Here is a 24885-nt window from a genome sequence, read left to right on the forward strand (position 1 = left end):
CCGGTGGAATGTCCCTTCGACGCGTCCGCACCGTGGAGGATCGCCGCGTGAAAGCAGCCGTACACATCGGTGGGCCCGCCCCTGCGGGCCCGGATCTTCAGGAACTGCTCGGCCTGGTGGCCAGAGGCGACCAGAACGCCTTCTCGCAGGTGTACGACGCGGTCGGCGGAAGCGTCCTCGGCCTGGTCCGCACGGTGCTGCGGGACCCGGCCCAGTCCGAGGAGGTGGCTCAGGAAGTACTGCTCGAGATCTGGCGCTCGGCCGCCCGCTACCAGCCGTCCCGGGGCTCCGCCATGACATGGATCCTCACGCTCGCCCACCGGCGGGCCGTCGACCGGGTGCGGTCGGCACAGGCCGCGACCGACCGCGAGCGGCGGGTGGCGCTGCTGGAGCGTACGCCCGCGTACGACGAGGTCACCGAGCAGGTGGACGCCCGGCTCGAGCGTGAGCAGGTACGGCGCTGTCTGCGCACCCTGACGGAGCTTCAGCACGAGTCGGTGACCCTGGCCTACTACCGGGGACTGACGTACCGGGAGGTCGCCGAGCTGTTGTCCGTACCACTGGGCACGGTCAAGACCCGCCTGCGTGACGGACTCATCCGGCTGCGCGACTGCCTGGGGGTGAGCGCGTGAACACCGGTGATCTGCACCTGCTGACGGGCGCGTACGTGCTTCACGCCCTGCCGCCCGGGGAGCACGCCGACTTCGAACGGCACCTTCCGGGCTGCCCGTCGTGCTCGGAGGAGGTGCGCGAACTGGCCGCCACCACGGGCAAGCTGGCCTCCGCGGTCGCCGTCGTACCGCCGCCGGTGCTCAAGCAGCGGGTGATGGCCCACATCGCGGCGGAGCGGCAGGCGCCGCCGCGAGTCCCGCGCCAGAGCAGGCACGGCGGCCCACGGCGTGGGCGAGCGCTCTCCCGCTTCGCGCTGGCCGCGAGCATCGCGGCGGCCACCACGTTCGGCTCCTTGGCCCTCTGGCAGTACACGGAGGCGCGGGACGCCCGTGACGCGGAACGGCGTACGGAACGCCGGGCGGCGGACCTGGCCTCGGTGCTCACCGCCCCGGACGCCAGGGTCGTCTCCGGCAGGCTCTCGGACGGGGCGACCGGCACGGTGGTCGCCTCACGGACCCGTGACAAGGCCGCGTTCCTCGCCACCGGGCTGCCGAACCCGCCCGAGGGCAAGGTGTACCAACTCTGGTTCGCCGACGGCGGTTCCATGAGGTCCGCCGGCCTCTTGGACGTGTCGGGCACCACGGGGGCCGTGGTGATGGAGGGGCCGCTGGACGACGCGTCCGGCATCGGCATCACCGTCGAACCGGCCGGCGGTTCCCCGCATCCGACCTCCGACCCGCTGGCCCTGATGACGCTCCCCGTCTGACCGGCGACGGCCGCCGGCCCGAGAGCCGGCGGGCCGGCCCCGCGGCCGGTGGCGGTGAGACCCGGCATCGCGCCGGCGCATCGGCCTGGGAGGGTGGGCCATGGGCGGCCGGCGGCGGTCGGGCAAGCGTTCTCCGGCGAGCCGACCCGGCCCGCCCAGGCCCACCCGGCCCGCCGGCTCGGCGGCCCCGACCGCCCCCGTGAACCCGCCTACCCCGCCGTCCCCTGCGCCGGCTTCGTGAGCTGGAGCTGCTGTACGTCGAGGAGTCCGGACCGGAAGCCTGCCTCCGCGTGCGCCAGGCAGAAGTGCCACAACCGTCGGAATTGCTCGTCGAAGCCGAGGGCACCGGCCTCGGCGGCCCGGGCGGTGAACCGCTCGCGCCACAGCCTCAGCGTCTCCGCGTAGTGCGCGCCGAACGCGTCCCGCGCGGTGACGCTCATCCCGGTGAACCGGCCGGTGAATTCCTCCAGCGCCCGGGCCGAAGGCAGCGGCCCCGCGGGACAGAGGTACTTCTCCGCCCAGCTCCCTGCCGCACGGGAACCGGGCACCTGCTCCTGCGGCATCGTGACGGCCTGGAGAGCGACCCGCCCGCCGGGGGCGAGCAGCCGGTCCAGCGTCATGAGGTACTCCGGCCAGAACCCGGCGCCCACGGCCTCGACCGTCTCGACACCCACGATGGCGTCGTACCGGCCGAGCACCCGGCGGTAGTCCCGCAGCAGGACGGTCACCCGGTCACCCGCCCCCGCCTCCCGTACGCGCCGCGTGGCGAGTGCCTGCTGTTCGGCGGAGTGCGTAACCGTCAGGACGCGCGCGCCGCGGGCGGCGGCCCGTATCGCGAGCTCGCCCCGGCCGCTGCCCATCTCCAGCAGCTGTGTGCCGGGGCCGACGTGTGCCAGGTCGAGGAGGCGGTCGATCTTGCGATGCTGGGCGGCGGAGAGCAGTTGGTGCTCTGCGGGGAATCCCCGGAAGAGCGCGCAGGAGTAGGTCAGCGTCTCGTCGAGGAAGAGGGCGAGCAGTTCGTGGGCGGCGTCGGCCCGCGCGGCCTTGGGGGTGCGGTGGCGCGAGCCGGGCTCCCCGGTCCGCCGGGCGCCGCGCGTCCGCTCCAGCGGCTCGGGGAACAGCGCGTCGGCGTTCTCGACGAGCACGGTCAGCACACCGACGAGGTCGCCCGCGTCCCACTCTCCCGCCGTGTAGGACTCCTTGAAGCCGGCGAGCCCGTTCGCGCCGATGCGGCGGAAGAAGGAGTGCGGATCGCGTACCTCCATCAACGGTCCGCCGCGGCCGACCGGTTGCGCGGTTCCCGTGAGCCGTATCCGCAGCGGCAGCCGGCCGATCGTGTGCCTCATGCGCCTTTCCGCTGCCGCCGCGCGCAGCCAGGAGGACTTGGGTAGGCGGGCGACGTCCGGTCGGCGGCGCGGGTCGACGGACGACGTTCGCGGGGTCGCGGAAATGACGGGCACGCTCACTGGAGACCCTCCTGCGGGAGATGGCGGTGACGGGGCGAACGTGCGGTCCGCGCGGACGGGGTCCGTAGCCGTGCCACCGCAGGCCGGCCCGGACGGGAAGAAGTGGACCGTCCGGCCACCCCGTTGCCCGTCACGGCCCTGCGCCTGCGCCGCACCGTCGTCCCCACTCCCCACCGGGCCGGCCTCGCGCCGTCCTCAGCTCCTATTCGCGGCCCGGGATTCCATGGATTGGTGTCCGGCAGAATCTTTCGCCGGCCGGCTGCGGACTTCCTGCTCGTGCCGACTGACTTGTCCGCCGCACAGCCTGACGGGATGACGGACGAACACCTTGCGGCCCGCACGAGCCGCGCCATCGGCGCCGTCGTGGGCTCCGCTGTCGGTGACGCCTTGGGCGCGCCCTTCGAGTTCGGCGAACCGGGCGTGTACCGGGCGCACTTCCCCGACGGCGTCGGCGAGATGCGCGGAGGCGGCGGCGAGGCCACGGACGACACGCAGATGACCGTGCTGGTAGGCGAATCGCTCCTGGAGCACGGCGGACCGGAACCGGCGGACCTCTTCCGACGCTTCCAACGCTGGGCGGCGGGCGGACCCAAGGACATCGGGGGCGCGGACCGCCGGGCGACCCTGGACGCTGCCCGCCGTATCGCGGCCCTCACTCACGGCGACCGGGCGGCCTGGGCGGCCTCGCCGTCGCCCTGGCCGGGAGCCCGTCCGTGGACAGCCCGCAGGACCCGGCGGATGATGGACGAAAAGGGAAATTCAGTGACGGAAGGTGTGGATCACCATGTCCGAGCATCCGGACTGCGCCCTCGTCCGCCAGGGTTACACAGCCTTCGTCTCCGGCGACATGGAAACTCTCGGCAACCTGATGACGGCAGACGCCGTGTACCACGTCCCGGGCCACAACCCGCTCTCCGGGCACCACAAGGGCCGCGAGGCGATCCTCGACCTGTTCCGGCGTATGGGCGAGGAGACCGACGGAACCATGCAGATCCAGCTCGAGGCGGTGCTCGCAGACGGGCGCGGACACGTCATGTCCTTCCACACCGTCCGGGCCGACCGCGGTGACCGGGGGATCGAGATCCGCGAAGGACTCTTCTTCACCGTCGTGGGCGGCAAGGTCACCGACATCGACGCATGCACGGAGGACCTCGACGAGATGGACGCCTTCTGGAGCTGACGGCCCGGACTGCGCCCCTTGGAGCTGACGACCGAGGCCGCGGCCGTCCAGCGGTCCGGCCGTTCACGTGCGCGGCCGCCCGACCCGGCACGTGGACGGCCGGGTGGACTGCCCTGTCAGGACCGCAGCAGTCGGCCCGCCCCGGGACCGGTCACACTCAAGACCTGGCGTCAGCCCACCGAGCTGTACGCCACCACGCCGCGCAGCAGCGCGTCGACCGCCTTGCGGGCGTTCTTCGACACGGTGCTGTTCTCCCGGGGCGCGGCCGCCGCGATCTGGCCGAGCACGTCGATGACCTGCTTGCACCAGCGCACGAAGTCGCCGGCCGGCATCCCGACCTCGCCGAGCACCTCGTCGAGCCCCTTGTCGGAGGCCCACTGGTGGGCGGCCCAGGCGAAGCCGAGGTCCGGTTCCCGCTGTCCGACGCCCTCCGCCTGGTTGATCCTGAACTCCTCCTCCAAGGCGTCCAGCCTGCCCCAGATGCGGACCATCTCGGCGAGGGCGACCTTCGCCCTCCCTGTCGGGACCTTGGGTGCCACCGCGTCGTCCGACTGCCGTGCTTCGTACACCAACGCGGAGACGCAGGCGGCCAGTTCCGCCGGGTTCAGCCCCTCCCAGACGCCTTCGCGCAGGCATTCGCTGGCCAGCAGGTCCAGCTCGCCGTAGAGCCGTGCCAGGCGCTTGCCGTCCTCGGTGACCTCGTCGCCGCGGAGGTAGTCCATCTCCGTGAGGAGGGCCACGATCCGGTCGAAGGTCCGCGCGATGGTGTTCGTGCGGCCCTCGATACGGCGCTCCAACTGGCGGGTGTCGCGCTGGAGACGGAAGTACCGCTCGGCCCAGCGGGCGTGGTCCTCGCGTTCGTCGCAGCCGTGGCAGGGGTGGGCGCGCAGTTCGGCGCGCAGCCGGGAGATCTCACGGTCGTCCGCGGCGGCGGACCGCCTCTTGCCGTGCCGCTCGGGCACGATGTGCCCGGCCTTGGTGCGCAGCGCGGAGGCGAGGTCCCGACGCGACTGCGGGGAACGGGGGTTGAAGGACTTCGGGATCCGCATCCGCTCCAGCGCCTCGACCGGCACGGGGAAGTCGATCGACGCCAGCCGCTTGACCTGCCGCTCGGAGGTGAGGACCAGCGGCCGTGGCCCGTCGTGGTGCTCGAGGCCGCGGTGGCCGTTGGTGCGGCCGGCCGGCAGCCCCGGGTCGAGGACCAGTGCCAGCCCGGCGAACTTGCCCGTCGGGACATGGATGACGTCGCCCGGCTTGAGCTTCTCCAGCGAGGTCGCGGCGGCGGCCCTGCGCTGCGCGGCGCCCTGCTTGGCCAGCTCGGTCTCGCGGTCCTTCAGCTCGCGGCGCAGCCGTGCGTACTCGGTGAAGTCGCCCAGGTGGCAGGTCATGCCCGCGCGGTAGCCCTCGAGGCCTTCCTCGTTGCGCTGCACCTGCCGGGAGATGCCGACGACGGACTTGTCCGCCTGGAACTGCGCGAACGACGTCTCCAGCAGTTCCCGCGAGCGGTGCCTGCCGAACTGCTGGGTGAGGTTGACGGCCATGTTGTACGACGGCTTGAAGCTGGAGCGCAGCGGGTACGTCCGCGTGCCGGCGAGCCCCGCCAGCGCCTCCGGGTCCATCGCCCGCTGCCACAGGACCACCGCGTGGCCTTCGACATCGATGCCGCGGCGCCCGGCACGACCGGTCAACTGGGTGTACTCGCCGGGAGTGATGTCCGCGTGCTGCTCGCCGTTCCACTTGACGAGCTTCTCCAACACCACGGAGCGGGCGGGCATGTTGATGCCCAGGGCGAGAGTCTCCGTGGCGAACACGGCCTTCACCAGGCCCCGTACGAACAGTTCCTCGACGACTTCCTTGAAGGTCGGCAGCATGCCGGCGTGGTGTGCGGCGATGCCCCGCTCCAGGCCCTCCAACCACTCGTAGTAGCCGAGGACATGGAGGTCCTCGCCGGGGATGGAGGCGGTCCGGTCCTCGACGATCTCGCGCACTTGTCTGCGCGCGTCCTCGTCGTTGAGCCGCAGACCGGCGTACAGGCACTGCTGTACGGCGGCTTCGCAGCCCGCCCGGCTGAAGATGAACGTGATGGCGGGGAGCAGTCCCTCGGAGTCGAGCCGGTCGATGACCTCGGGCCGGGCGGGGGTCCAGATGCGGCTGCGCTGGCGCCGCTCGCGCTCCCGGTCGGCCTCGCGCACCATCTTCCCGCGGCGCCGGTCGCGGGGGTTGTAGGTGCGGCTGTTCTCCATCCTGGCCAGCCGTACGAGGTCGGGGTTGACCTCGCGGCGGGCGACCCCGCGGCCGCCGTGGTCGGTCTCCTCCTCGAAGAGGTCGTACATCCGCCGTCCCGCGAGGACGTGCTGCCACAGGGGCACGGGCCGGTGTTCGGAGACGATGACCTCGGTGTCGCCGCGGACGGTGTCGAGCCAGTCGCCGAACTCCTCCGCGTTCGACACGGTCGCCGAGAGTGACACAAGGGTCACCGACTCGGGGAGGTGGATGATCACTTCCTCCCAGACGGCGCCGCGGAACCGGTCGGAGAGGTAGTGCACCTCGTCCATGACGACGTAGCCGAGGCCCAGTAGCGACTGGGAGCCCGCGTACAGCATGTTGCGCAGCACCTCGGTGGTCATGACGACCACCGGAGCACCGGAGTTGACGCTGTTGTCGCCGGTCAGCAGCCCGACCTTCTCGGCCCCGTATCGCTTGACCAGGTCGGTGTACTTCTGGTTGGAGAGCGCCTTGATGGGCGTGGTGTAGAAGCACTTGCGGCCCTGCTCGAGGGCGAGGTGGACGGCGAACTCGCCGACGATCGTCTTGCCCGAGCCGGTGGGCGCGGCGACGAGCACGCCCTTGCCCGCCTCCAGGGCCTGGCATGCCTCGATCTGGAAGGGATCGAGGTCGAAGTCGTACAACGCTCGGAAGGGGGCCAGCGCAGTGGCCTCCTCGGCGGCGCGGACGCGGGCGGCGGCATAGCGCTCTGCGGGAGAGAGGTCCTCGGTCATCTTGTTCACGAGCCTACCCGCCACCTCTGACACTGAGCGGATCTTTAATCGGACGAGAGCACCTACCGCTTGGAGTACCCGCGCGGGCCTGCGGCGATGCATACGCGAGCGGGGCCCGCCGGATCGGCGGGCCCCGCTGACGGGCCTGATGGCGGTGGCGCCTCAGGTGATGTCGTCGTAGCCGTTCAGGCGGTTCGTGCGGCCGCCGTCGGCCTCGCCGGTGGCCTGCTCGGGCAGCGCGCGGGCCGTGGCGGAGACGGGCTCCACCTCGCCGAGCGCGGCCGGCGTGAGATCGATGTCGGACGCCTCGTCGTCGTCGAGCTCCGCGTCGGGGTCGTTACGGCGTCGGCGACGGTCGTTGAGCATCGAGAACCCGACCGCGAGGAAGTAGAGCAGGATGATCGGCCCGGACAGGGCGACCATGCCCAGCGGGTCGGTCGAGGGGGTGGCGATCGCGCCGAAGACGAAGATGCCCATGACGGCGCCGCGCCACCAGCCGAGCATCCGCCGGCCGGTCACCATCCCGGTCAGGTTCAGCATGATCAGGAGCAGGGGCAGCTCGAACGAGAAACCGAAGATCAGCACCATCCGGACCGTGAAGTCCAGGATCTTGTCCACGCTGAGCAGGTTCTCGGCGGGAGCGGGTGTGATCGAGAGGAGGACCTTCATGCTGACCGGCATGACGAGGTAGGCGAAGTACGCGCCGCCGGCGAACAGCGGCGCGGCCGCGGCGGCGAAGTAGTAGCTGTACTTCTTCTCGTTCTTGTGCAGGCCGGGCGCGACGAAGGCCCACATCTGGTAGAGCCAGACCGGGCAGGAGACGATGATGCCCGCCATCAGCACGACCTTGACGGTCGTGGTGAACGGCGACAGGAGGTCGGTGTAGACGACCCTCGCGCAGACGCCGCCCTTCTGGGGGCCGTCCCCGACGCACTCGGGCACCGGTGAGGTGAGGAACTCCATCAGCTCCTGGCTGTACGCCACCGCGGCGACCGAGGCGATGACGATCGCCAGCATCGCCTTCGCGAGCCGGTTGCGGAGCTCACGAAGATGGTCCGCGAGCGGCATGCGCCCCTCGGGGTCCTTCTCCTTCTGTTTCGAGCGGGCAGGCTTGAGCAACCCACGTCCTCATCTCGTGCGGCAGGCCACGGTGACGTGACCTTGGGTCAGCGCTGGGGGGTGTCGGTGGGCTCGCTCACGGGGCGGGCGCTGGTGACGTCGCCGGGCGCCGCCTGGATGGTGCGGTGCGGGGTCTGGCTGTCGCCCTGGGCCGGGTCCTTGGGCTCCGCGGGGGTCGCCGCGGGCTGCCCCTCGGACTTCATCGCCTTGGCCTCGCTCTTCAGGATCCGCGCCGACTTGCCGAGCGAACGCGCCATGTCCGGAAGCTTCTTGGCGCCGAACAGCAGCAGGATGAGGAGCGCGATGATGATGATCTCGGTGGGCCCGATCTGTCGGAACATAACTGTGTCTACCTTCTCACCGAGGCGGCTTGGGGCTCTGGCTGCTGACCGCGGTAGGACAGGCGTCCGAACCGCGACCGGCAGCGATCGTAACTCGCACGGGTAAACGCATGGCAATCCCCGTGCGTACTCCCGTCAGCGGTCGGCGCCTCATCACCGGTGCCGCCACCAGCAGCGTACCGCCAGGGCCTGCGCCGCAGCAGGGGGCGTCAGCGGTCTCCGGCAGGGCTCGAGCGTCGCGTCGGCTCAGCGGAGGGTCTCGCCCGAGCGGGCCAGGGACGTGGCGGCCCGCTCCAGGTCCTCCGCGGCCCTGTTGATCCGGTCCGTCGTGCGGGCGACCTCGCTGCCCAGACGCCGGGCCTCGATGAAGACCCGGACACCGAGGACGCCGAGAACGGCGATCCCGAGGAAGCCGAGTGCGATGGCGAGCATGGGCCAGAACATGCGCAGAGCCTAGACCGTTCCTGGAGCGGTTTCCGAGCGGGACGTCACACGGTGGAGTGCAGGCGCAGGGTCCGCACCCCGCCGCCGGTGAGCAGTTCCACGATGCGTTCACCGGCCGGCTTGCGGACCGCGGAGCCGCATTCGGGGCAGGTGAAGGAGTAGAACGTGGTGCGGCGGCTGCCGCCTATCGCCAGGCGCAGGGCGCCGGCGGACAGCTCGAACCGGGCCCGGCAGTCGGGGCACGCGGCCCGGAAGAGCACCGGCCCGACACGGGCGGGGACAGGGGTCATCGCCGGAACACCGGGCGTCACGGTCATCAGGCGCCGGCTCCCTGTTCTTGGCGGTCCTGGTGCTCCGGGTGCTCCGGGTGCTCCCCGTGCCCTTCGCTGTGCTCCACGGCCTCGTAGGCGGCGAGCGCGTCGCGCGCTGCCGTGCGGGCGCTGTCCGCGAGGTCCTGCGGCGACACGATACGGCCGTCCCTGCCCAGCCGCAGCGCCAGCCGGCGCAGCGAGGCGGGCGACGGCGTACGCAGCGTGATGCGCAGACCGCCGTCGGGCAGTTCCTCCGCCAGGTCGTGCGGGTAGTACTCGGCGACCCAGCGTCCGCCGGGCGCCACTTCGACGACGACCTCGGGATCGTCGGCGGAGGGCTGCACCAGGCCCTCGGAGAGGTCGCGCAGCTCGATCTCGGGCGGCGCGGCGGGGGCGTCGAGCAGCCGGATCTCCGCGACCCGGTCGAGCCGGAAGGTGCGGCGCGCCTCCGAGAGGCGGCACCAGGCCTCCATATAGGTGTGGCCGACGGCGAAGAGCCGGATCGGGTCCACCTCGCGCTCGGTGAGCTCGTCGCGCGCCGGCGAGTAGTACTTCAGCCAGAGCCTCCGGCGCTCGGAGATCGCCCGGTCCACCTCGGCGAAGACCCCGCCCTCCGATTCGAAGGTCACGGAGAGCCGGGAGGAGGCGCCCGCCGCCTCGCCGGCCGCGCCTTCGATCTTGGCAGTGGCCCGTACCAGCGCCTCGCGGTCGCCCTCCCGCAGTCCGGGCAGGGTGGCGACGGCGCGGGCCGCGACCAGCAGCGCGGTCGCCTCGTCGGCGGCGAGCCGCAGCGGCTCGGCGGTGGACTCGCCGGACGCGTCCGGGTTGCGCCACCAGATCCGCTCGCCGTCGGTGTCGATGTCGAGCAGGTCACCGCCGCGGAAGCTCGTCCCGCACATGGGCAGCACGTCGAGGTCGGAGATCAGCTCGTCCTCCGTGATGCCGAAGGCGCGGGCGACGTCCGCGATACGGGCGCCGGGGCGCTCGCGCAGATACGTCACCAGCGACAGCATCCGCCGGGTCTGGTCGATGGCATTGATCGCCATGTCGTGCGCCCCCTCAGCCCTTGGCCACGGCGCGCAGCCGGTCGACCACGTCCGCCCGCAGGTCCGCGGGCTCCAGCACGACGACGTCCGGGCCGAACTCGACGAGCCAGGCGTCCAGACCGTGTCCGTACGGGATCTCCAACTCGTCCCACCCGTCGCCGAGTTCCCGCACCTCGGTCGCCCTCGAGCGGAGCGGGTAGCCGCAGTCGGTACGCAGCCTGATGCGCGCCGACCGGGTCGCCGTCTCCCCGGCCCAGCTCTCGACGGTCTCGCGGACGGTGACGACGTCGGGCACCGGCGCGGTGAACGCTCCGGAGCGTGACGTACGCACCTTGCCGGTGATGCGTGAGAGGCGGAAGACCCGCTCGGCGCCACGGCTGCGGTCGAAGCCGGCCAGGTACCAGTGGCCCCGCCAGCACTCGAGCGTCCACGGTTCCACATGGCGCTGCTCGGGGCGGGCCGAATTGGCCTTGCGGTAGTCGAAGAGGACCGGCCGGCGGTCGCGGCAGGCCAGCATCAGCGGTTCGAAGGCCGCCTCATGGACGGGGATACGCGGTTCGAGGGCGCTGTGGTGGAGTTCGTAGGCGTCCTCGGCCTCCGGCATGCCGGCGGCCCGCAGCTTCTGCAGGGCGCCGCTGGCGGCCCCGGCGAGCCGCGCCTGCTGCCACACCTTGGCGGCCAGGCCCAGGGCGGCGGCCTCCTCGGCGTCCAGGGTGATGGGCGGCAGCCGGTTGCTGTCCCGGCGCGCGAGATAGCCGATGTCCCCGTCGAGGGACTCCACCGTCTCGATCACCAGGCCGAGTTCCCGCAGATCGTCCTTGTCGCGCTCGAACATCCGGTTGAACGAGTCGTCGGAACCTGCTTCGAGGTAGGCCTCGATGGACCCGCGCAGCTCGCGCTTGCTGAGGGGACGCCGGGTCCCCAGCAGACACAGCGCCAGATTCATCAGCCGCTCGGCCTTGGCAATCGCCATCGACGCCCTTCACCTCTTTTATGAAATCCCTTACGCCCGTCGACCGTACCGCCCCGGGGTGTCCGGACAAAAGCGAGGGCCCGTGCCGGCAGGCACGGGCCCTCGCGACGTCGCTCCGCGAGGCCTCAGACGGCGACGAGGTCGCAGACGAAGATCAGCGTCTCGCCCGGGGCGATGCGGCCGCCGCCGGCGCCGCGGTCACCGTAGGCGAGGTGCGCCGGGATGGTCAGCTGGCGGCGCCCGCCGACCTTCATGCCCTGCACGCCCTGGTCCCAGCCGGAGATCACCTGGCCGACGCCCAGCTGGAACTGCAGCGGGGTGCCGCGGTTCCAGGAGGCGTCGAACTCCTCACCGGTGGAGAAGGCCACGCCCACGTAGTGGACGGAGACGGTGTCGCCCGCCTTCGCCACCGGGCCGTCGCCCTCCCAGATGTCCTTGATCTCCAGGTCGGCCGGCGGCTCGCCGCCCGGGAAGTCGATCTCGGGCTTCTCGATGCTCACGGTCTTGCTCCTTGCGTTTCTCTGTGTGATCAACCGGGACAGTCTTGCAGAACGTCCCGGTCGTCCTACTGAACGGCCAGGATGTCGACCGTGAAGACGAGGGTGGACTTGGCCGGGATGCCCTGCTGCTCCTGGTCGCCGTAGCCCATGTCCGGCGGGACGACGAGCAGCACGCGGCTGCCGACCTTCTTGCCCTCGAGGCCCTTCTGCCAGCCGGGGATGACCTGGGCGAGCGGGAAGCTCACCGGTGCGTTGCCCCTGCCGTAGCTGCTGTCGAACTCCTTGCCGTCCTTCCACAGGACGCCCTGGTACTTCACGGACAGGGTGTCCGTGGCCTTGACCGCGGGACCGGTGCCCTCGATCACGTAGTTCGACACAAGCTTGGACGGCGCGTCCTTCTTGGGCACGGTCAGTGACGGCTTCTCGCCGTCTGTGTTCGTGCCGACCTTGGGCAGGTCGATGTTGTCCTGGGCGACCTCGCTGCCCTTGGCGGAGGTCGGGAGCGTGGTGCCCTTGACGATGTCCATGACGAAGACCAGCGTGGAGTTGGCCGGGATGCTGCCCTGCTCCTGCGGGCCGTAACCGAGCTCCGGCGGGATCGCCACCTCGAGACGGCTGCCGACCTTCTGGCCGTCGAGCGCCTTCTGCCAGCCCTCGATGACACCGCCGCCGCCGAGCGTCACGGTGAACGGCTCGCCGCGGTCGAAGCTGTTGTCGAACGGCTCCTCGCCGTCCCACACCTGGCCGAGGTAGTCGACCTGGGCGACGTCGCCCTTCTTGAGGGTCTGGCCCTTGCCCTCGCTGATGACGTTGACCTTCAGGTCCTTGGGAGGCTCGCCCTCGCCCTTGGCAAGGGTCGGCTTCTCGCCGAACTTCGCACCCTCGGTGATCGTGGGCAGCCCGTTCGTCATCGAGGTGGAAGCGGAATCGGAGCCCTTGTCGTCGCCGCATGCCGCTGTCGTCAACAGCAGCAGGGGTACGACGAGCAGGCCGGCAAGTCGGCGCACGTGTTCCTCAGATCTCTAACGGCTCGGTAGATGCGGACACTCTAGGGCGTGCCGAGGGCCCCGCACGAGAAACGTACGGGGCCCGGGTGACGTTCCGACACACGTGCGACGGGGTCGGATCACATACCGGCGATGAGCTTCTCCACCCTGTCGTCGACCGAACGGAAGGGGTCCTTGCACAGCACGGTGCGCTGCGCCTGGTCGTTGAGCTTGAGGTGCACCCAGTCGACGGTGAAGTCCCGCCGCTGCTCCTGCGCCCGGCGGATGAAGTCGCCGCGCAGCCGCGCCCTGGTGGTCTGCGGGGGCACCGACTTGCCCTCGAAGATCTTCAGGTCGTTACAGATCCGGGCGGCCTGGCCCTTCTTCTCGAGGAGGTAGTACAGGCCGCGCCTGCGGTGGATGTCGTGGTAGGCGAGGTCTATCTGGGCGACCCTCGGGTGCGACATGGACATGTTGTGCTTGGCGCGGTACCGCTCCAGCAGCTTGTACTTCATGACCCAGTCGATCTCGGTACCGATCCGGTCGAGGTCCTCCTCCTCGATCGCGTCCAGCGTGCGGCCCCAGAGCTCCAGGACCTGCTCGACCGTGCCGGTGCGGATGCCGCGACGGTCGACGAAGTCGACGGCCTTCTCGTAGTACTCGCGCTGGACCTCGAGCGCGGAGGCCTCCCGGCCGCTGGCCAGGCGCACCTTGCGCTGGCCCGTTATGTCGTGGCTGACCTCGCGGATGGCCCGGATCGGGTTCTCCAGCGTGAGGTCGCGCATGACCGTGCCCGCCTCGATCATGCGCAGGACGAGGTCCGTCGCGCCGACCTTCAGCAGCATCGTCGTCTCCGACATGTTGGAGTCGCCGACGATGACATGGAGCCGGCGGTAGCGCTCGGCGTCCGCGTGCGGTTCGTCACGGGTGTTGATGATGGGGCGCGAGCGGGTGGTGGCGGAACTGACGCCCTCCCAGATGTGCTCCGCCCGCTGGCTGACGCAGAAGACCGCTCCCCGGGGCGTCTGCAGCACCTTTCCCGCGCCGCAGAGCAACTGCCTGGTGACGAGGAACGGAATCAGGATGTCGGCCAGCCGCGAGAACTCGCCATGGCGCGCGACGAGATAGTTCTCGTGGCAGCCGTAGGAGTTTCCCGCCGAGTCGGTGTTGTTCTTGAAGAGATAGACGTCGCCCGCGATTCCCTCCTCGTGCAGGCGGCGTTCGGCGTCGACGAGAAGGCCTTCGAGAATGCGCTCGCCGGCCTTGTCATGCGTGACCAGCTCGGTCACGTTGTCGCATTCAGGTGTTGCGTATTCCGGATGCGAACCCACGTCGAGGTACAGGCGGGCTCCGTTCCGCAGAAAGACATTGCTGCTGCGGCCCCATGACACGACACGGCGGAAGAGGTAGCGCGCCACTTCGTCAGGTGACAGTCGGCGCTGTCCCCTGAACGTGCACGTGACGCCGTACTCGTTCTCCAGCCCGAAAATGCGGCGGTCCATGTCTGAACATTACGCCTCACGGCCTGAGCTGAAACCGGGTTGGGCGGCACCGTTTCGATCATTTTCCGATGAGTGGGTGCCGGAGCCCGTGATGCCGTCGGTGCGGCCGGGAACCGCGAGTACCCGCTGAGTGGACGTCAGAACCAGCAGCGCGGCGATCCCGCCGGCCCCGGCGACCGCGAAACTCCACGCCGTGCCGCCGATCTCGACGGCGGGGCCCGCCACCGCCGTGCCGGCCGCCGCGCCCACCCCGAAGGTGGTCACGAGCCAGGAGAACGCCTCGGTGACCGTGCCGCGCGGCGCGTGCCGGTCGACGACGATGAAGGCGCAGGCGATCGCCGGCGCGAGGAACACGCCCGCGACGGCCGACAGGGCCGTCATGGCGGCCACACCCGGCGTGAGGATCAGCGGGAGGTATCCGGCGGCCAGCAGGGCCACGATGATCCGCAGCCGCCGCTCAGGGGCGCCTGCCCACTGCCGCGCCCCGTACACCGAGCCGCCGACGAGGGCGCCGAGGCCCAGCGCGGCCATCAGCCAGCCGTACACCGACTCGCGCCCGTGGTCGTCGGCGTAGGCCACGCCCGCGACCGTGATCGATCCGAGGGCCAGGCCGACGAAGAAGAACGCGCCGAGAAGTGCGAGCAGGCCCGGCGAGCGGAGCGCGCCGAGCCAGTGGGCCTCCCGTGGCGCGGAACGCCAGGCGCGGGAGGGCTTCGACATCACGACCGACAGCGCGCCGACAACCCCTATGACGTTGATGACGAACAGCGCGGCACCGGGCGACCACAGCGAGACGAGCAGCGTCACGAGCAGCGGTCCCACGGTGAACATGATCTCCTGAGCGACCGCGTCCATGGCGTACGCCCGGTGCACGCGGTCCTCACGGCCCAGCACGCTCGGCCACAGGGCCCGCAGCCCGCCCTCGAGCGGCGGGGTGAACAGTCCCGCGACACTCACGGCGGCGTAGGCGAGGAACAGCGAACCGGTGCCTGCCGCCGCGAGGAGGAACATGCCGAGGGCGGAGACGACGGCGGCGGGCAGCTGTACCCGTGGCTGCCCGTACAGGTCGACGGCCCGGCCCAGCAGCGGCTGGCCGACGGCGGTGGCGAGGCCGTAGACGGCGGCGAGCGCGCCCGCGAGCGTGTAGCTGCCGCCCTCCGCGCGGGTGAACAGCACGATGGCGATGTGCGCGGTCGCGTTGGGCAGCCGGCCGACCAGCGTGCCGGTCAGCAGGCGTGCCGCGTGCGGGGCCTTGAGGATGTCTGCGTACCCGGCGGCCATGCCGTCCCCTCTCCCCCGGCTTCCGTCGAGGTTTTACGTATAACTTCAGGGTCCATACGTACCATGTCGACAGTCCGCGGGTCCACAGCGCCGCCGCCCCGGACGTCGCGACATCTCCGACGGGCGGCCGAGGGCGGCGAACAGATGGCACACCGGTCCCAGCAGGACCGTCCCCCGGCCGGCGCGGACTCCGCCCGCCCCACCAGCAGGGACGTCGCCCGCGCCGCCGGGGTATCACAGGCCACCGTCTCGCTCGTGCTCGGCGACAAGTGGCGCGGCCGCGTCTCGGAACGGACCGCTGCGGTGGTCCGGGAGGCCGCCCAGGAACTCGGTTACCGGCCGAATCTCGCCGCCCGCAACCTTCGCCTCGGCCGCACCAGGACCGCGCTCCTCGTCGTCCCGGCGCTCACCAACGAGTTCTTCGCACGCGTCTACACGGGCGCCGCCGCCGTCGCCGCCCGCCACGGGTTCGGTGTCGTGCTCTACCCGTCCCCCGAGGGCGTCGGGCCCGCCAAGGACCCGTTCGCGTCCGCCCGCGCGGCCCTCGACGGCGTCATCGCGTCCTCGATGGCCGCGCAGGCCCTCACGGCGATCCGCGGCACCGACCTGCCGCTGGTCATGCTCGACAGCGACCCCGCCGACACCGGCGCCGCCGCCCACGTCAACCTCGACATCGCCGACGGCATGCGGCAGGTGATCGGCCACCTGACCGCTCTCGGCCACCGGCGGATCGTCCACCTCGCCTCCGCGGTCGCCTCCTGGACCTTCGACGTACGCGCCCGTGCTCTCCACGAGGAGGCGGCCAGGGTCGCCGGCACGGAGGTGCGCACGGTGCCCGCGCCGCTCGACGTCGACAGCGCCAGAGAAGCCGCCGTGCGGGCCCTCACGGCCCCTGGGCCAAGCCCCACGGCCGTCGTCTGCGACGACGACATCCTGGCCGCGGGCGCCTGCAAGGCGGCCCGGCGGCTCGGCCTGAGGGTTCCCGAGGACGTCAGCGTCACCGGCTTCGACGACCTCGCCCTCGCGACCGCCGTGGAGCCCGAGCTCACCACCGTCCGCCTGCCGGCGGAGCAGGTGGGCGAGCGGGGCATGGACGCGCTGCTCGCGGTCCTCGACGGCCGGCGCCCCGAGGAGCGCAGCCTTCCCGTCGAGCTGGTCGTACGGGGCTCCTCCGCTCCCCCACCGGCCTGACGTTCACCGGATGCCCATGAGGGCGTTACGGGCGTGTCCGGGCCTTCGCCGGGGCCCTCGGGCGGAAACGGGCATGAGGCGACGGCTCGCGTACCCCGTCGCCCGGACATGACTGCGCCCCGGACCGCACGGGCGGTCCGGGGCGAGCCGTCGTCGGCGGGTTACTCCCCGGCCCCGGTCGTGCCTCCGGTCGATCCCCCGGGGGTGCCCCCGGTCGTGCCCCCGGTTCCTTCGTCCGTCTCCTCGTCGGAGGGCGCGTCCGTCGGGGTGGAAGCGGCACCGTCGGCCTCGAGCAGCCTTGCCAGCTGCCTGCCCACGATCCGCTTGAACTTCCGCTGCTGCGGGCGCGTCCGGTCCAGCACCGCGACCTCGAGGCGATCCGCGGGGATCTCCCGGTCACTGCCGTTCGACTGGCTGGAAAGAGCCTGCACGGCCAGCTTCAACGCCTCCGCCAGCGACATGCCGTCCCGGTGCCGCTGGTCCAGGAACGTGCTGATCTGCTCCGCGTTGCCGCCCACCGCGACCGAGCCGTGCTCGTCCACGATCGAACCGTCGTGCGGCAGCCGGTAGATCTGGTCGCCCTCGGGCGAGGCGCCCACCTCGGCGACCACCAGCTCCACCTCGTAGGGCTTCTCCCCGGCGCTCGAGAAGATCGTGCCCAGGGTCTGCGCGTACACGTTCGCGAGGCCGCGGGCCGTCACGTCGTCGCGGTCGTAGGTGTAGCCGCGCAGGTCCGCGTAGCGGACGCCGCCGATGCGCAGGTTCTCGTACTCGTTGTACTTGCCGGCCGCGGCGAAACCGATGCGGTCGTAGATCTCGCTGAACTTGTGCAGGGCACGGGACGGGTTCTCGCCGACGAAGACGATGCCGTCGGCGTACTGCAGCACGACGAGGCTGCGGCCACGGGCGATGCCCTTGCGGGCGTACTCCGCCCGGTCGGCCATGGCCTGCTGAGGTGAGACATAGAACGGCGTCGACACCGGCTATCCGTCCCTTTCTGTCGAAAGCGGGTACATCGCGGCCGTCACAGGAGAGCGGCGCGGGGGCCGTCGGGCTGGGTGAGACGGCCCTCGAGGATCGAACGCGCGATCTCGGAGGTCTCGGCCTCGGTGAGCCGGCGGAAGCCTTCGTCCGTGATGACGGTGACGATCGGGTAGATGCGCCGGGCCACGTCCGGGCCGCCGGTCGCGGAATCGTCGTCCGCCGCGTCGTACAGCGCCTGGATCACCAGCGTGGTGGCCTGCTGCTCGGTGAGGTCCTCGCGGTAGAGCTTCTTCATCGCCCCCCGGGCGAAGATCGAGCCCGAACCGGTGGCCGCGAAACCGTGCTCCTCCGAGCGGCCGCCCGTCACGTCGTACGAGAAGATGCGGCCCTTCTCGCGGTCGATGTCGTAACCGGCGAACAGCGGGACGACGGCGAGACCCTGCATGGCCATGCCGAGGTTGCTGCGGATCATCGTGGAGAGGCGGTTGGCCTTGCCCTCGAGGGAGAGCTGGGCGCCCTCGACCTTCTCGAAGTGTTCCAGCTCGAGCTGGAACAGCTTGACCATCTCCACCGCGAGACCGGCGGTGCCCGCGATACCCACCGCCGAGTACTCGTCGGCGGGGAAGACCTTCTCGATGTCGCGCTGGGCGATCATGTTCCCCATCGTGGCCCGCCGGTCACCGGCGAGGACCACGCCGCCGGGGAACGTCGTGGCGACGATCGTCGTCCCGTGCGGCGCCTCGATGGCCCCCTGCACGGGCGGCAGCGTGCGCCTGCCGGGCAGCAGGTCGGGCGAGTGGTCGCCCAGGAAGTCCATGAACGACGACGAACCCGGCGTCAGGAAGGCTGCCGGCAGACGCCCGGTGCTACGAGGGTTGGCTTCCACGCGTGTCCTTCCGGATAGGCGGCGGCCCGCCGCATCCCGCGCGGGCCGATCTTTCGAACTGTGCACGGACATTACCCGCGCTGTCGCCAGTCATCCGCCCTGGTGCCCCCGGCTTTCACCGGCGGCACCAGGGCGGGCAACCAGGGCTACTCTCCGCCCTTTTGCACAAATGACCGAACGAAGTCCTCGGCGTTCTCCTCGAGGACATCGTCGATCTCGTCAAGAACCGAGTCGACGTCGTCCGAGAGCTTCTCCTGGCGCTCCTTGAGGTCTTCCGCAGCCTGCGCCTCCTGCGCCTGCTCCTCGACCTCCTCAGTGGAGCGCGTCGCCTTCTGCTGTCCGCCGCCGGTGTCCTTGGTCGCCATGCACCTCACCCCGCTCGGTTCGACGTTCTTGATCAGACCCTACTCGCGGGGTCCGACATCGGCCCCGCACTTCCTCCAACGTCCGGGGCCCACCTTCATGATTCCCGGACGGAAGCCGTTTCAGCCCCCGGCGAGGACCCGGAGCAGGTCCTCCGCCTTGCGGCAGCGGTCCAGGAGCTCCTTCACGTGGTTGCGGGTGCCGCGCAGCGGCTCCAGCGTGGGGACCCGTTGCAGGGAGTCACGACCGGGGAGGTCGAAGATGACCGAGTCCCACGAGGCGGCAGCCACGTCGTCCGCGTACTGCTCGAGGCAGCGGCCGCGGAAATAGGCCCTGGTGTCCTCAGGAGGCTGCGTCATGGCCCGTTCCACCGCGCCCTCGTCCAACAGGCGCTTGATCCTGCCGCGGGCCGCCAGGCGGTTGTACAGGCCCTTGTCGGGCCGCACGTCCGCGTACTGCAGGTCCACGAGGTGCAGCCTGGCGGCGTCCCAGTCCAGGTCGTCCCGCCTGCGGTAGCCCTCCATGAGCTCGCGCTTGGCGATCCAGTCGAGCTCGCCCGCCAGGCTCATCGGGTCGTTCTCGAGCCGGTTGAGGGTGTCCTCCCAGCGGGTCAGCACGTCCTTGGTCTGCTCGTCCGCGTCCGCGCCGTAGCGCTCTTCGACGTACTTGCGAGCAAGCTCGAAGTACTCCATCTGAAGTTGTACGGCGGTGAGTGTGCGGCCGCTGCGGAGGGTGACGAGCTGCTTGAGGCCGGGGTCGTGGGAGACCTGGTGGAGCGTGCGCACCGGCTGCTCGACCGCGAGGTCCACCGCGATGAAGCCGTCCTCGATCATGGACAGCACCAGGGCCGTGGTGCCCAGCTTGAGGTACGTCGAGATCTCCGAGAGATTCGCGTCGCCGATGATCACATGCAGGCGGCGGTACTTCTCGGCGTCGGAGTGGGGTTCGTCCCGGGTGTTGATGATGGGGCGCTTGAGGGTCGTCTCGAGCCCGACCTCGACCTCGAAATAGTCGGCGCGCTGGCTGATCTGGAACCCGTGCTCGTGGCCGTCCTGGCCGATTCCCACCCGGCCGGCGCCCGTGACGACCTGCCGGGAGACGAAGAACGGCGTCAGGTGGCGCACGATGTCCGAGAACGGGGTCTCCCGCTTCATCAGGTAGTTCTCGTGCGTGCCGTAGGACGCGCCCTTGTTGTCGGTGTTGTTCTTGTAGAGGTGGATCGGCTGGGCGCCCGGTAGCTGCGCGGCCCGCGCGGCCGCCTCTGCCATGATCCGCTCCCCGGCCTTGTCCCACAGGACGGCGTCCAGGGGGTTGGTGATCTCGGGGGAGCTGTACTCGGGGTGGGCATGGTCCACGTAGAGCCTGGCGCCGTTGGTGAGGATCACATTGGCCAGGCCGATGTCCTCGTCGGTGAGCTGGCTGGAGTCGGCGGCCTCGCGGGCGAGGTCGAAGCCGCGGGCGTCCCGCAGCGGATTCTCTTCCTCGAAGTCCCAGCGGGCGCGTCGCGCCCGGTGCATCGCCGCCGCGTACGCGTTGACGATCTGGGACGAGGTGAGCATGGCATTGGCGTTCGGGTGGCCGGGGACGGAGATCCCGTACTCCGTCTCGATGCCCATTACTCGCCGTACGGTCATGCGGCCCTCCTTGCCCGGCGTCGTTCCCCTCCGGGAACGGCGCTCAAGTACCGCGGGTGCTCCGGGGTGCGCGCGGTGCCCGTCCCCGCACTGAGTGACCCGACGGTACGGACGAGCCTAGAACGCCGGGGCGTGGGTGGGGAGATCAATTTCGTCATTGCTCCGGTGTGGTCCGACCTGTCCGGAAAGCAACCGGCTGCGGATGCCCGTCCCCCTGCCTTCGGCGGGGGACCGCCGGCATCCGCAGCCGGTGTGCCTTTTACAGGTACTGACCGGTGTTCGCCACCGTATCGATGGAACGGCCGGTGTCCGCGCCCTGCTTTCCGGTGACGAGGGTGCGGATGAAGACGATCCGCTCGCCCTTCTTTCCGGAGATGCGGGCCCAGTCGTCCGGGTTGGTGGTGTTGGGCAGGTCCTCGTTCTCCTTGAACTCGTCCACGCATGCCTGGAGGAGGTGGGAGACGCGAAGGCCCTTCTGGTTGTGGTCGAGGAAGGCCTTGATGGCCATCTTCTTGGCCCGGTCGACGATGTTCTGGATCATCGCGCCGGAATTGAAGTCCTTGAAGTAAAGGACTTCCTTGTCGCCGTTCGCGTACGTGACCTCGAGGAAGCGGTTCTCCTCGGACTCCGCGTACATCTGCTCCACGACCGACTGGATCATGGCGTGTGCGGCGGCTTCCTTCGATCCGTTGTGCTCGCCGAGGTCGTCGGCGTGCAGCGGGAGCGAGGGGGTCAGGTACTTGGCGAAGATGTCCTTGGCGGCCTCCGCGTCCGGACGCTCGATCTTGATCTTGACGTCGAGCCGGCCGGGCCGCAGGATCGCGGGGTCGATCATGTCCTCGCGGTTGGAGGCGCCGATGACGATCACGTTCTCCAGGCCCTCGACACCGTCGATCTCGGCCAGGAGCTGCGGGACGATGGTGTTCTCCACGTCCGAGCTGACGCCGGATCCACGCGTGCGGAAGAGGGACTCCATCTCGTCGAAGAAGACGATGACGGGAGTGCCCTCGCTCGCCTTCTCACGAGCACGCTGGAAGACCAGGCGGATGTGGCGCTCGGTCTCACCGACGTACTTGTTGAGGAGCTCGGGGCCCTTGATGTTGAGGAAGTAGCTCTTCCCCGCGGGCTGACCGGTCACCTCGGCGACCTTCTTGGCAAGGGAGTTGGCGACGGCCTTGGCGATCAGCGTCTTGCCGCAGCCGGGCGGGCCGTAGAGCAGGATGCCCTTCGGCGGCCGCAGTTCGTGCTCCTTGAAGAGATCGGGGTGCAGATACGGGAGCTCGACGGCGTCGCGGATCATCTCGATCTGGCCGCCGAGTCCGCCGATCTTGTCGTAGTCGACGTCGGGGACTTCCTCGAGGACGAGCTCCTCGACCTCGCTCTTGGGGATCACCTCGTAGACGTAACCCGAGCGGGGTTCGAGCAGAAGGGCGTCCCCGGGCCGGATGTTCATCTCGAGCAGCGGCTCCGCGAGCCGCACCACCCGCTCCTCGTCGGTGTGGCCGATCACCAGGGCGCGCTCGCCGTCCTCGAGGATCTCCTTGAGGGTGACGATGTCCCCGGCGCGCTCGAACTCCATGGCCTCGACCACATTGAGCGCTTCGTTGAGCATGACTTCCTGGCCGCGCCGGAGCTCCTCGAGCTCGACGCTGGGGCTGACGTTCACCCGGAGCTTGCGGCCCCCGGTGAAGATGTCGCACGTGCCGTCCTCGATCGCCTGCAGGAAGACACCGAAGCCGGCCGGCGGCTGCGCGAGCCGGTCGACCTCCTCCTTGAGGGCCACGATCTGGTCGCGGGCCTCACGGAGTGTGTTGGCGAGCCGCTCGTTCTGAGCGGACACGCCGGCCAGGTTGGTCTGCAGCTCGACGATCCGCTCTTCGAGAATCCTCGTGTGTCGCGGAGAGTCGGCGAGCTTGCGGCGCAGGACGGCGATTTCCTGCTCGAGATAGGCAACCTGGCCGGCTGGGTCTTCAGACCCCCGCCCCGGCCGGATGCCGCGGTTGATGTCGTCGTCGTGGGCTGCCACGGTCCTCACCTCCTCCAAGGGGAGCTGGACGCTTCCTGACCCTACCTGTGTGGGTGGTGATTGAAACCCCTAGATCACAAAGACGGAAGGGGTGTGTCCGATCTTCACCCTTGCGCTCTTGCTCCTGCGAGGGGAATACCCAGGGGATACCCACCCAGCAACATCGGAAAGCGGGCGGTTGTATCGTCGAAGCGTTCAACACCCGTCAACAGCGGCACGACTTGCATCACAGAGCCACGCCCGACGAAGGAAACGGCAGGAGATATGACCGTGCAGCACGAGGTTCCCACCGACGGCGCCGCCGACGCGCTCGAGGTCTGGATCGACCAGGACCTCTGCACCGGGGACGGTATCTGCGCGCAGTACGCCCCTGAGGTCTTCGAGCTCGACATCGACGGCCTGGCGTATGTGAAGTCGGCCGACGACGAGCTGCTCCAGGCCCCGGGAGCCACAACACCGGTGCCGCTGCCGCTGCTGAACGACGTGGTGGACTCCGCGAAGGAGTGCCCGGGCGACTGCATCCACGTGCGTCGGGTTTCGGACAACGTCGAAGTCTACGGACCCGACGCCGAGTGACGGATCACATACGGGTCAGGCGCCGAGCGCCTCGGCCTGGGTGCCGCGGACGAACTTGCCGCCCTGCCACTGCCACTTGACCCGTTCCTTCTCGTCGGGGCAGCAGCTGGGCACGGCGGCCGACGAATAGCCGAGCAGGGTCGCCGTGATGGTCCGGTCACGTACCGCGAGCTCGCCGACGCTCTGCTTCCGCGCGGGCTCGACCAGGGTGGCGACCACCCGTGGCCCGCCGTCACGGCCGCCCGCCAGTACATAGAGCCCGCTGGGCGGCGTGCCGGAGCCGGCGTCGCAGCGGGCGGCCACCACGGTCTCGGGGCTGCCGTCTCCGTCGAGGTCGCCCGTCGCCTTCTTCGTGACCACGCTCGGGAGTCCGCCGCATTCGATGGGCAGCCGTACGGCCGCTGGGTCCGGTGCGGGAGCGGCGGCCGCGGCCGTCGTGGTGCCGGGGCCGGCGCCGGGCTGGGAGGCCGTCGCGGCGTCGGGCTGGAGCAGCCCGGCACCCGCCACCACCGCGGCCATCGCCGCCGCCGTGGCCAGCCAGTGCACGGGGCGGGCGTGGGTGTGCGCGAGGTCCGGGACGGCGACGGAGTTCTGCACGCGAGTGGTCTCCTGAGGGGGCTCAGCCGGTGGGGGTGGCCAGCATCGTGCCATACGTCACAGAGGACCGGAACAGCGGGGTCCGTAAGACTGGAGTAAAGGTGCGCGGCGGCCAACATGAGGAAGCCGCCGTCGAGTTCGGTGCGGGGCACGGGAACTCGACGGCGGCGTCAGTGCGTTACAGGCGGTCGGCGACGGCCGATCAGCCCTTGTTGGGGCCCTCGTAGTCCTCGCCGTAGGCGCCCTTGGCGGGCCGGCGGCGGCGCATGGGGGGCTCGACGCCGTCGGCGAGACGGCGGGCGGTGACCAGGAAGCCGGTGTGGCCGATCATCCGGTGGTCGGGGCGCACGGCGAGGCCCTCGACGTGCCAGTTGCGGATCATCGACTCCCACGGCTGCGGCTCTGCGAAGCAGCCGATCTCGCGGATGGACTCGACGGTGCGCGCGAGCTGGGTGGTGGTGGCCACGTAGCAGCAGAGGATGCCGCCGGGGACGAGCGCCTTGGAGACGGCCTCGAGGCACTCCCAGGGGGCGAGCATGTCGAGGATGACCCGGTCGACGTCGGCGTCGGTCAGGTTGTCCTGGAGGTCGCCGACGGTGAGCTGCCAGGCCGGGTGCGGGCCGCCGAAGTAGCGCTCCACGTTCGCCTGGGCGATCTCGGCGAAGTCCGCGCGGCGCTCGTAGGAGTGCAGCATGCCGTGGTCGCCGATGGCGCGCAGGAGGAAGCTGCTGAGCGAGCCGGAGCCGACCCCGGCCTCCACGACGCGGGCGCCGGGGAAGATGTCGGCGAAGGCCAGGATCTGCCCCGCGTCCTTGGGGTAGACCACGGCGGCACCGCGGGGCATGGACAGGACATAGTCGGGGAGCAGGGGGCGCAGCGCGAGGTAGGCGACGTTTCCCGTGGTTCGGACAACACTGCCCTCAGGAGCGCCGATCAGCTCGTCGTGGGGGAAGGAACCCTTGTGGGTGTGGAAGTTCTTCCCGGCCTCGAGCGTGAACGTGTAGTGGCGTCCCTTGGGGTCGGTGAGCTGGACCTGGTCCCCGACCTTGAAGGGCCCGCGACGGCGGGCGGCACCGGTCGGTTCGGACATGTGACCAGTGTA

24 protein-coding genes and 1 pseudogene are annotated in these 24885 nt (G+C 70.4%); 6 read left to right on the forward strand and 19 right to left on the reverse strand.

The window, feature by feature from the left end; translation table 11 throughout:
* The first annotated feature begins 47 nt into the window (after nucleotides 1-47).
* Together ACTMTU_RS23100 and ACTMTU_RS23105 are read left to right on the forward strand one after the other, a co-directional pair.
* Nucleotides 48-632: a sigma-70 family RNA polymerase sigma factor gene (locus tag ACTMTU_RS23100; RefSeq protein ID WP_441265391.1), complete on the forward strand. Its 585-nt coding sequence runs from the start codon at nucleotides 48-50 to the stop codon at nucleotides 630-632.
* The gene (locus ACTMTU_RS23105; RefSeq protein ID WP_441265392.1) at nucleotides 629-1378 is read left to right on the forward strand and encodes an anti-sigma factor; all 750 of its coding nucleotides are present in this window, start codon (nucleotides 629-631) and stop codon (nucleotides 1376-1378) included. The genes ACTMTU_RS23100 and ACTMTU_RS23105 overlap by 4 nt, the downstream gene beginning before the upstream one ends.
* A 209-nt stretch (nucleotides 1379-1587) precedes the next feature.
* On the opposite strand, the gene ACTMTU_RS23110 is transcribed toward ACTMTU_RS23105, so the two are convergent.
* Complete coding sequence (locus ACTMTU_RS23110; protein WP_441265393.1) at nucleotides 1588-2724, reverse strand: class I SAM-dependent methyltransferase; 1137 nt, start codon at nucleotides 2722-2724, stop codon at nucleotides 1588-1590.
* A gap of 432 nt (nucleotides 2725-3156) precedes the next feature.
* Here ACTMTU_RS23110 and ACTMTU_RS23115 point away from each other — a divergent pair.
* Both ACTMTU_RS23115 and ACTMTU_RS23120 read left to right on the forward strand, forming a co-directional pair.
* Nucleotides 3157-3522, forward strand: a pseudogene (locus tag ACTMTU_RS23115) (ADP-ribosylglycohydrolase family protein); the annotation flags it as partial.
* Between the two features lie 106 nt (nucleotides 3523-3628).
* Nucleotides 3629-4024 (forward strand): nuclear transport factor 2 family protein, encoded by a 396-nt coding sequence (locus ACTMTU_RS23120; RefSeq protein ID WP_441265394.1) that lies wholly within the window; start codon nucleotides 3629-3631, stop codon nucleotides 4022-4024.
* Nucleotides 4025-4194: 170 nt separating this feature from the next.
* On the opposite strand, the gene ACTMTU_RS23125 is transcribed toward ACTMTU_RS23120, so the two are convergent.
* The 11 genes from ACTMTU_RS23125 to ACTMTU_RS23175 all read right to left on the reverse strand — a co-directional run bounded on the left by ACTMTU_RS23125 (nucleotide 4195) and on the right by ACTMTU_RS23175 (nucleotide 15526).
* A complete protein-coding gene (locus ACTMTU_RS23125) occupies nucleotides 4195-7023 on the reverse strand; it encodes a DEAD/DEAH box helicase (RefSeq protein ID WP_441265424.1) in 2829 nt (942 codons plus the stop codon).
* A gap of 162 nt (nucleotides 7024-7185) precedes the next feature.
* Entirely contained in the window at nucleotides 7186-8142 is a 957-nt protein-coding gene (gene tatC, locus ACTMTU_RS23130; RefSeq protein ID WP_441265395.1) for a twin-arginine translocase subunit TatC, read from the reverse strand.
* A gap of 47 nt (nucleotides 8143-8189) precedes the next feature.
* The gene (tatA, locus tag ACTMTU_RS23135) at nucleotides 8190-8483 is read right to left on the reverse strand and encodes a Sec-independent protein translocase subunit TatA (RefSeq protein ID WP_441265396.1); all 294 of its coding nucleotides are present in this window, start codon (nucleotides 8481-8483) and stop codon (nucleotides 8190-8192) included.
* 246 nt (nucleotides 8484-8729) lie between these two features.
* The gene (locus ACTMTU_RS23140; protein ID WP_441265397.1) at nucleotides 8730-8927 is read right to left on the reverse strand and encodes a hypothetical protein; all 198 of its coding nucleotides are present in this window, start codon (nucleotides 8925-8927) and stop codon (nucleotides 8730-8732) included.
* Nucleotides 8928-8971: 44 nt separating this feature from the next.
* Nucleotides 8972-9244, reverse strand: a complete 273-nt coding sequence (locus ACTMTU_RS23145) for a hypothetical protein (RefSeq protein ID WP_364600450.1) — start codon at nucleotides 9242-9244, stop codon at nucleotides 8972-8974.
* The gene (locus ACTMTU_RS23150) at nucleotides 9244-10284 is read right to left on the reverse strand and encodes a helix-turn-helix transcriptional regulator (protein WP_441265398.1); all 1041 of its coding nucleotides are present in this window, start codon (nucleotides 10282-10284) and stop codon (nucleotides 9244-9246) included. The genes ACTMTU_RS23145 and ACTMTU_RS23150 overlap by 1 nt, the downstream gene beginning before the upstream one ends.
* Before the next feature lie 13 nt (nucleotides 10285-10297).
* Complete coding sequence (locus tag ACTMTU_RS23155; RefSeq protein ID WP_307705508.1) at nucleotides 10298-11257, reverse strand: helix-turn-helix transcriptional regulator; 960 nt, start codon at nucleotides 11255-11257, stop codon at nucleotides 10298-10300.
* Nucleotides 11258-11382: 125 nt separating this feature from the next.
* Complete coding sequence (locus tag ACTMTU_RS23160; protein ID WP_100106326.1) at nucleotides 11383-11757, reverse strand: FKBP-type peptidyl-prolyl cis-trans isomerase; 375 nt, start codon at nucleotides 11755-11757, stop codon at nucleotides 11383-11385.
* Between the two features lie 65 nt (nucleotides 11758-11822).
* Nucleotides 11823-12764: an FKBP-type peptidyl-prolyl cis-trans isomerase gene (locus ACTMTU_RS23165; RefSeq protein ID WP_441265399.1), complete on the reverse strand. Its 942-nt coding sequence runs from the start codon at nucleotides 12762-12764 to the stop codon at nucleotides 11823-11825.
* A gap of 119 nt (nucleotides 12765-12883) precedes the next feature.
* The gene (gene pafA / locus ACTMTU_RS23170; protein WP_005319528.1) at nucleotides 12884-14245 is read right to left on the reverse strand and encodes a Pup--protein ligase; all 1362 of its coding nucleotides are present in this window, start codon (nucleotides 14243-14245) and stop codon (nucleotides 12884-12886) included.
* Between the two features lie 9 nt (nucleotides 14246-14254).
* Nucleotides 14255-15526 carry an MFS transporter gene (locus ACTMTU_RS23175; RefSeq protein ID WP_441265400.1) on the reverse strand — a complete coding sequence of 424 codons (1272 nt, stop codon included), beginning with the start codon at nucleotides 15524-15526 and terminating at the stop codon, nucleotides 14255-14257.
* A gap of 144 nt (nucleotides 15527-15670) precedes the next feature.
* On the opposite strand from ACTMTU_RS23175, the gene ACTMTU_RS23180 reads away from it, so the two are divergent.
* A complete protein-coding gene (locus tag ACTMTU_RS23180) occupies nucleotides 15671-16717 on the forward strand; it encodes a LacI family DNA-binding transcriptional regulator (protein ID WP_441265401.1) in 1047 nt (348 codons plus the stop codon).
* 161 nt (nucleotides 16718-16878) lie between these two features.
* Here ACTMTU_RS23180 and prcA read toward each other — a convergent pair whose 3' ends face one another.
* The 5 genes from prcA to arc all read right to left on the reverse strand — a co-directional run bounded on the left by prcA (nucleotide 16879) and on the right by arc (nucleotide 22610).
* Nucleotides 16879-17697 carry a proteasome subunit alpha gene (gene prcA, locus ACTMTU_RS23185; RefSeq protein ID WP_441265402.1) on the reverse strand — a complete coding sequence of 273 codons (819 nt, stop codon included), beginning with the start codon at nucleotides 17695-17697 and terminating at the stop codon, nucleotides 16879-16881.
* Between the two features lie 44 nt (nucleotides 17698-17741).
* Complete coding sequence (prcB, locus tag ACTMTU_RS23190) at nucleotides 17742-18587, reverse strand: proteasome subunit beta (RefSeq protein WP_441265403.1); 846 nt, start codon at nucleotides 18585-18587, stop codon at nucleotides 17742-17744.
* 146 nt (nucleotides 18588-18733) lie between these two features.
* Nucleotides 18734-18952, reverse strand: coding sequence for a ubiquitin-like protein Pup (locus tag ACTMTU_RS23195; protein ID WP_037777052.1), 219 nt, complete (start codon nucleotides 18950-18952; stop codon nucleotides 18734-18736).
* Nucleotides 18953-19072: 120 nt separating this feature from the next.
* The gene (gene dop / locus ACTMTU_RS23200; protein WP_441265404.1) at nucleotides 19073-20584 is read right to left on the reverse strand and encodes a depupylase/deamidase Dop; all 1512 of its coding nucleotides are present in this window, start codon (nucleotides 20582-20584) and stop codon (nucleotides 19073-19075) included.
* A 259-nt stretch (nucleotides 20585-20843) separates the two neighbouring features.
* Nucleotides 20844-22610: a proteasome ATPase gene (gene arc, locus ACTMTU_RS23205; protein ID WP_441265405.1), complete on the reverse strand. Its 1767-nt coding sequence runs from the start codon at nucleotides 22608-22610 to the stop codon at nucleotides 20844-20846.
* Between the two features lie 264 nt (nucleotides 22611-22874).
* Between arc and ACTMTU_RS23210 the strand changes: the two genes are divergently transcribed.
* Complete coding sequence (locus ACTMTU_RS23210) at nucleotides 22875-23186, forward strand: ferredoxin (protein WP_441265406.1); 312 nt, start codon at nucleotides 22875-22877, stop codon at nucleotides 23184-23186.
* A 15-nt stretch (nucleotides 23187-23201) separates the two neighbouring features.
* Here ACTMTU_RS23210 and ACTMTU_RS23215 read toward each other — a convergent pair whose 3' ends face one another.
* Both ACTMTU_RS23215 and ACTMTU_RS23220 read right to left on the reverse strand, forming a co-directional pair.
* On the reverse strand, nucleotides 23202-23783 hold the full coding sequence (locus ACTMTU_RS23215; protein ID WP_441265407.1) for a hypothetical protein: 582 nt from the start codon (nucleotides 23781-23783) through the stop codon (nucleotides 23202-23204).
* A gap of 202 nt (nucleotides 23784-23985) precedes the next feature.
* A complete protein-coding gene (locus tag ACTMTU_RS23220) occupies nucleotides 23986-24873 on the reverse strand; it encodes a tRNA (adenine-N1)-methyltransferase (RefSeq protein WP_005319518.1) in 888 nt (295 codons plus the stop codon).
* Nucleotides 24874-24885 lie beyond the last annotated feature (12 nt).

The organism is Streptomyces sp. OZ13 (genome assembly GCF_052068155.1).
Classification (GTDB): domain Bacteria; phylum Actinomycetota; class Actinomycetes; order Streptomycetales; family Streptomycetaceae; genus Streptomyces.

Bases quoted from the DNA above. Each gene is read 5' to 3' on its own strand.
- ACTMTU_RS23110 (WP_441265393.1), bottom strand. From the start codon at position 2,724: ATGAGGCACACGATCGGCCGGCTGCCGCTGCGGATACGGCTCACGGGA.
- ACTMTU_RS23120 (WP_441265394.1), top strand. From the start codon at position 3,629: ATGTCCGAGCATCCGGACTGCGCCCTCGTCCGCCAGGGTTACACAGCC.
- ACTMTU_RS23125 (WP_441265424.1), bottom strand. From the start codon at position 7,023: ATGACCGAGGACCTCTCTCCCGCAGAGCGCTATGCCGCCGCCCGCGTC.
- tatA (WP_441265396.1), bottom strand. From the start codon at position 8,483: ATGTTCCGACAGATCGGGCCCACCGAGATCATCATCATCGCGCTCCTC.
- ACTMTU_RS23140 (WP_441265397.1), bottom strand. From the start codon at position 8,927: ATGTTCTGGCCCATGCTCGCCATCGCACTCGGCTTCCTCGGGATCGCC.
- ACTMTU_RS23145 (WP_364600450.1), bottom strand. From the start codon at position 9,244: ATGACCGTGACGCCCGGTGTTCCGGCGATGACCCCTGTCCCCGCCCGT.
- ACTMTU_RS23150 (WP_441265398.1), bottom strand. From the start codon at position 10,284: ATGGCGATCAATGCCATCGACCAGACCCGGCGGATGCTGTCGCTGGTG.
- ACTMTU_RS23155 (WP_307705508.1), bottom strand. From the start codon at position 11,257: ATGGCGATTGCCAAGGCCGAGCGGCTGATGAATCTGGCGCTGTGTCTG.
- pafA (WP_005319528.1), bottom strand. From the start codon at position 14,245: ATGGACCGCCGCATTTTCGGGCTGGAGAACGAGTACGGCGTCACGTGC.
- ACTMTU_RS23175 (WP_441265400.1), bottom strand. From the start codon at position 15,526: ATGGCCGCCGGGTACGCAGACATCCTCAAGGCCCCGCACGCGGCACGC.
- ACTMTU_RS23180 (WP_441265401.1), top strand. From the start codon at position 15,671: ATGGCACACCGGTCCCAGCAGGACCGTCCCCCGGCCGGCGCGGACTCC.
- ACTMTU_RS23195 (WP_037777052.1), bottom strand. From the start codon at position 18,952: ATGGCGACCAAGGACACCGGCGGCGGACAGCAGAAGGCGACGCGCTCC.
- dop (WP_441265404.1), bottom strand. From the start codon at position 20,584: ATGACCGTACGGCGAGTAATGGGCATCGAGACGGAGTACGGGATCTCC.
- ACTMTU_RS23210 (WP_441265406.1), top strand. From the start codon at position 22,875: ATGACCGTGCAGCACGAGGTTCCCACCGACGGCGCCGCCGACGCGCTC.
- ACTMTU_RS23220 (WP_005319518.1), bottom strand. From the start codon at position 24,873: ATGTCCGAACCGACCGGTGCCGCCCGCCGTCGCGGGCCCTTCAAGGTC.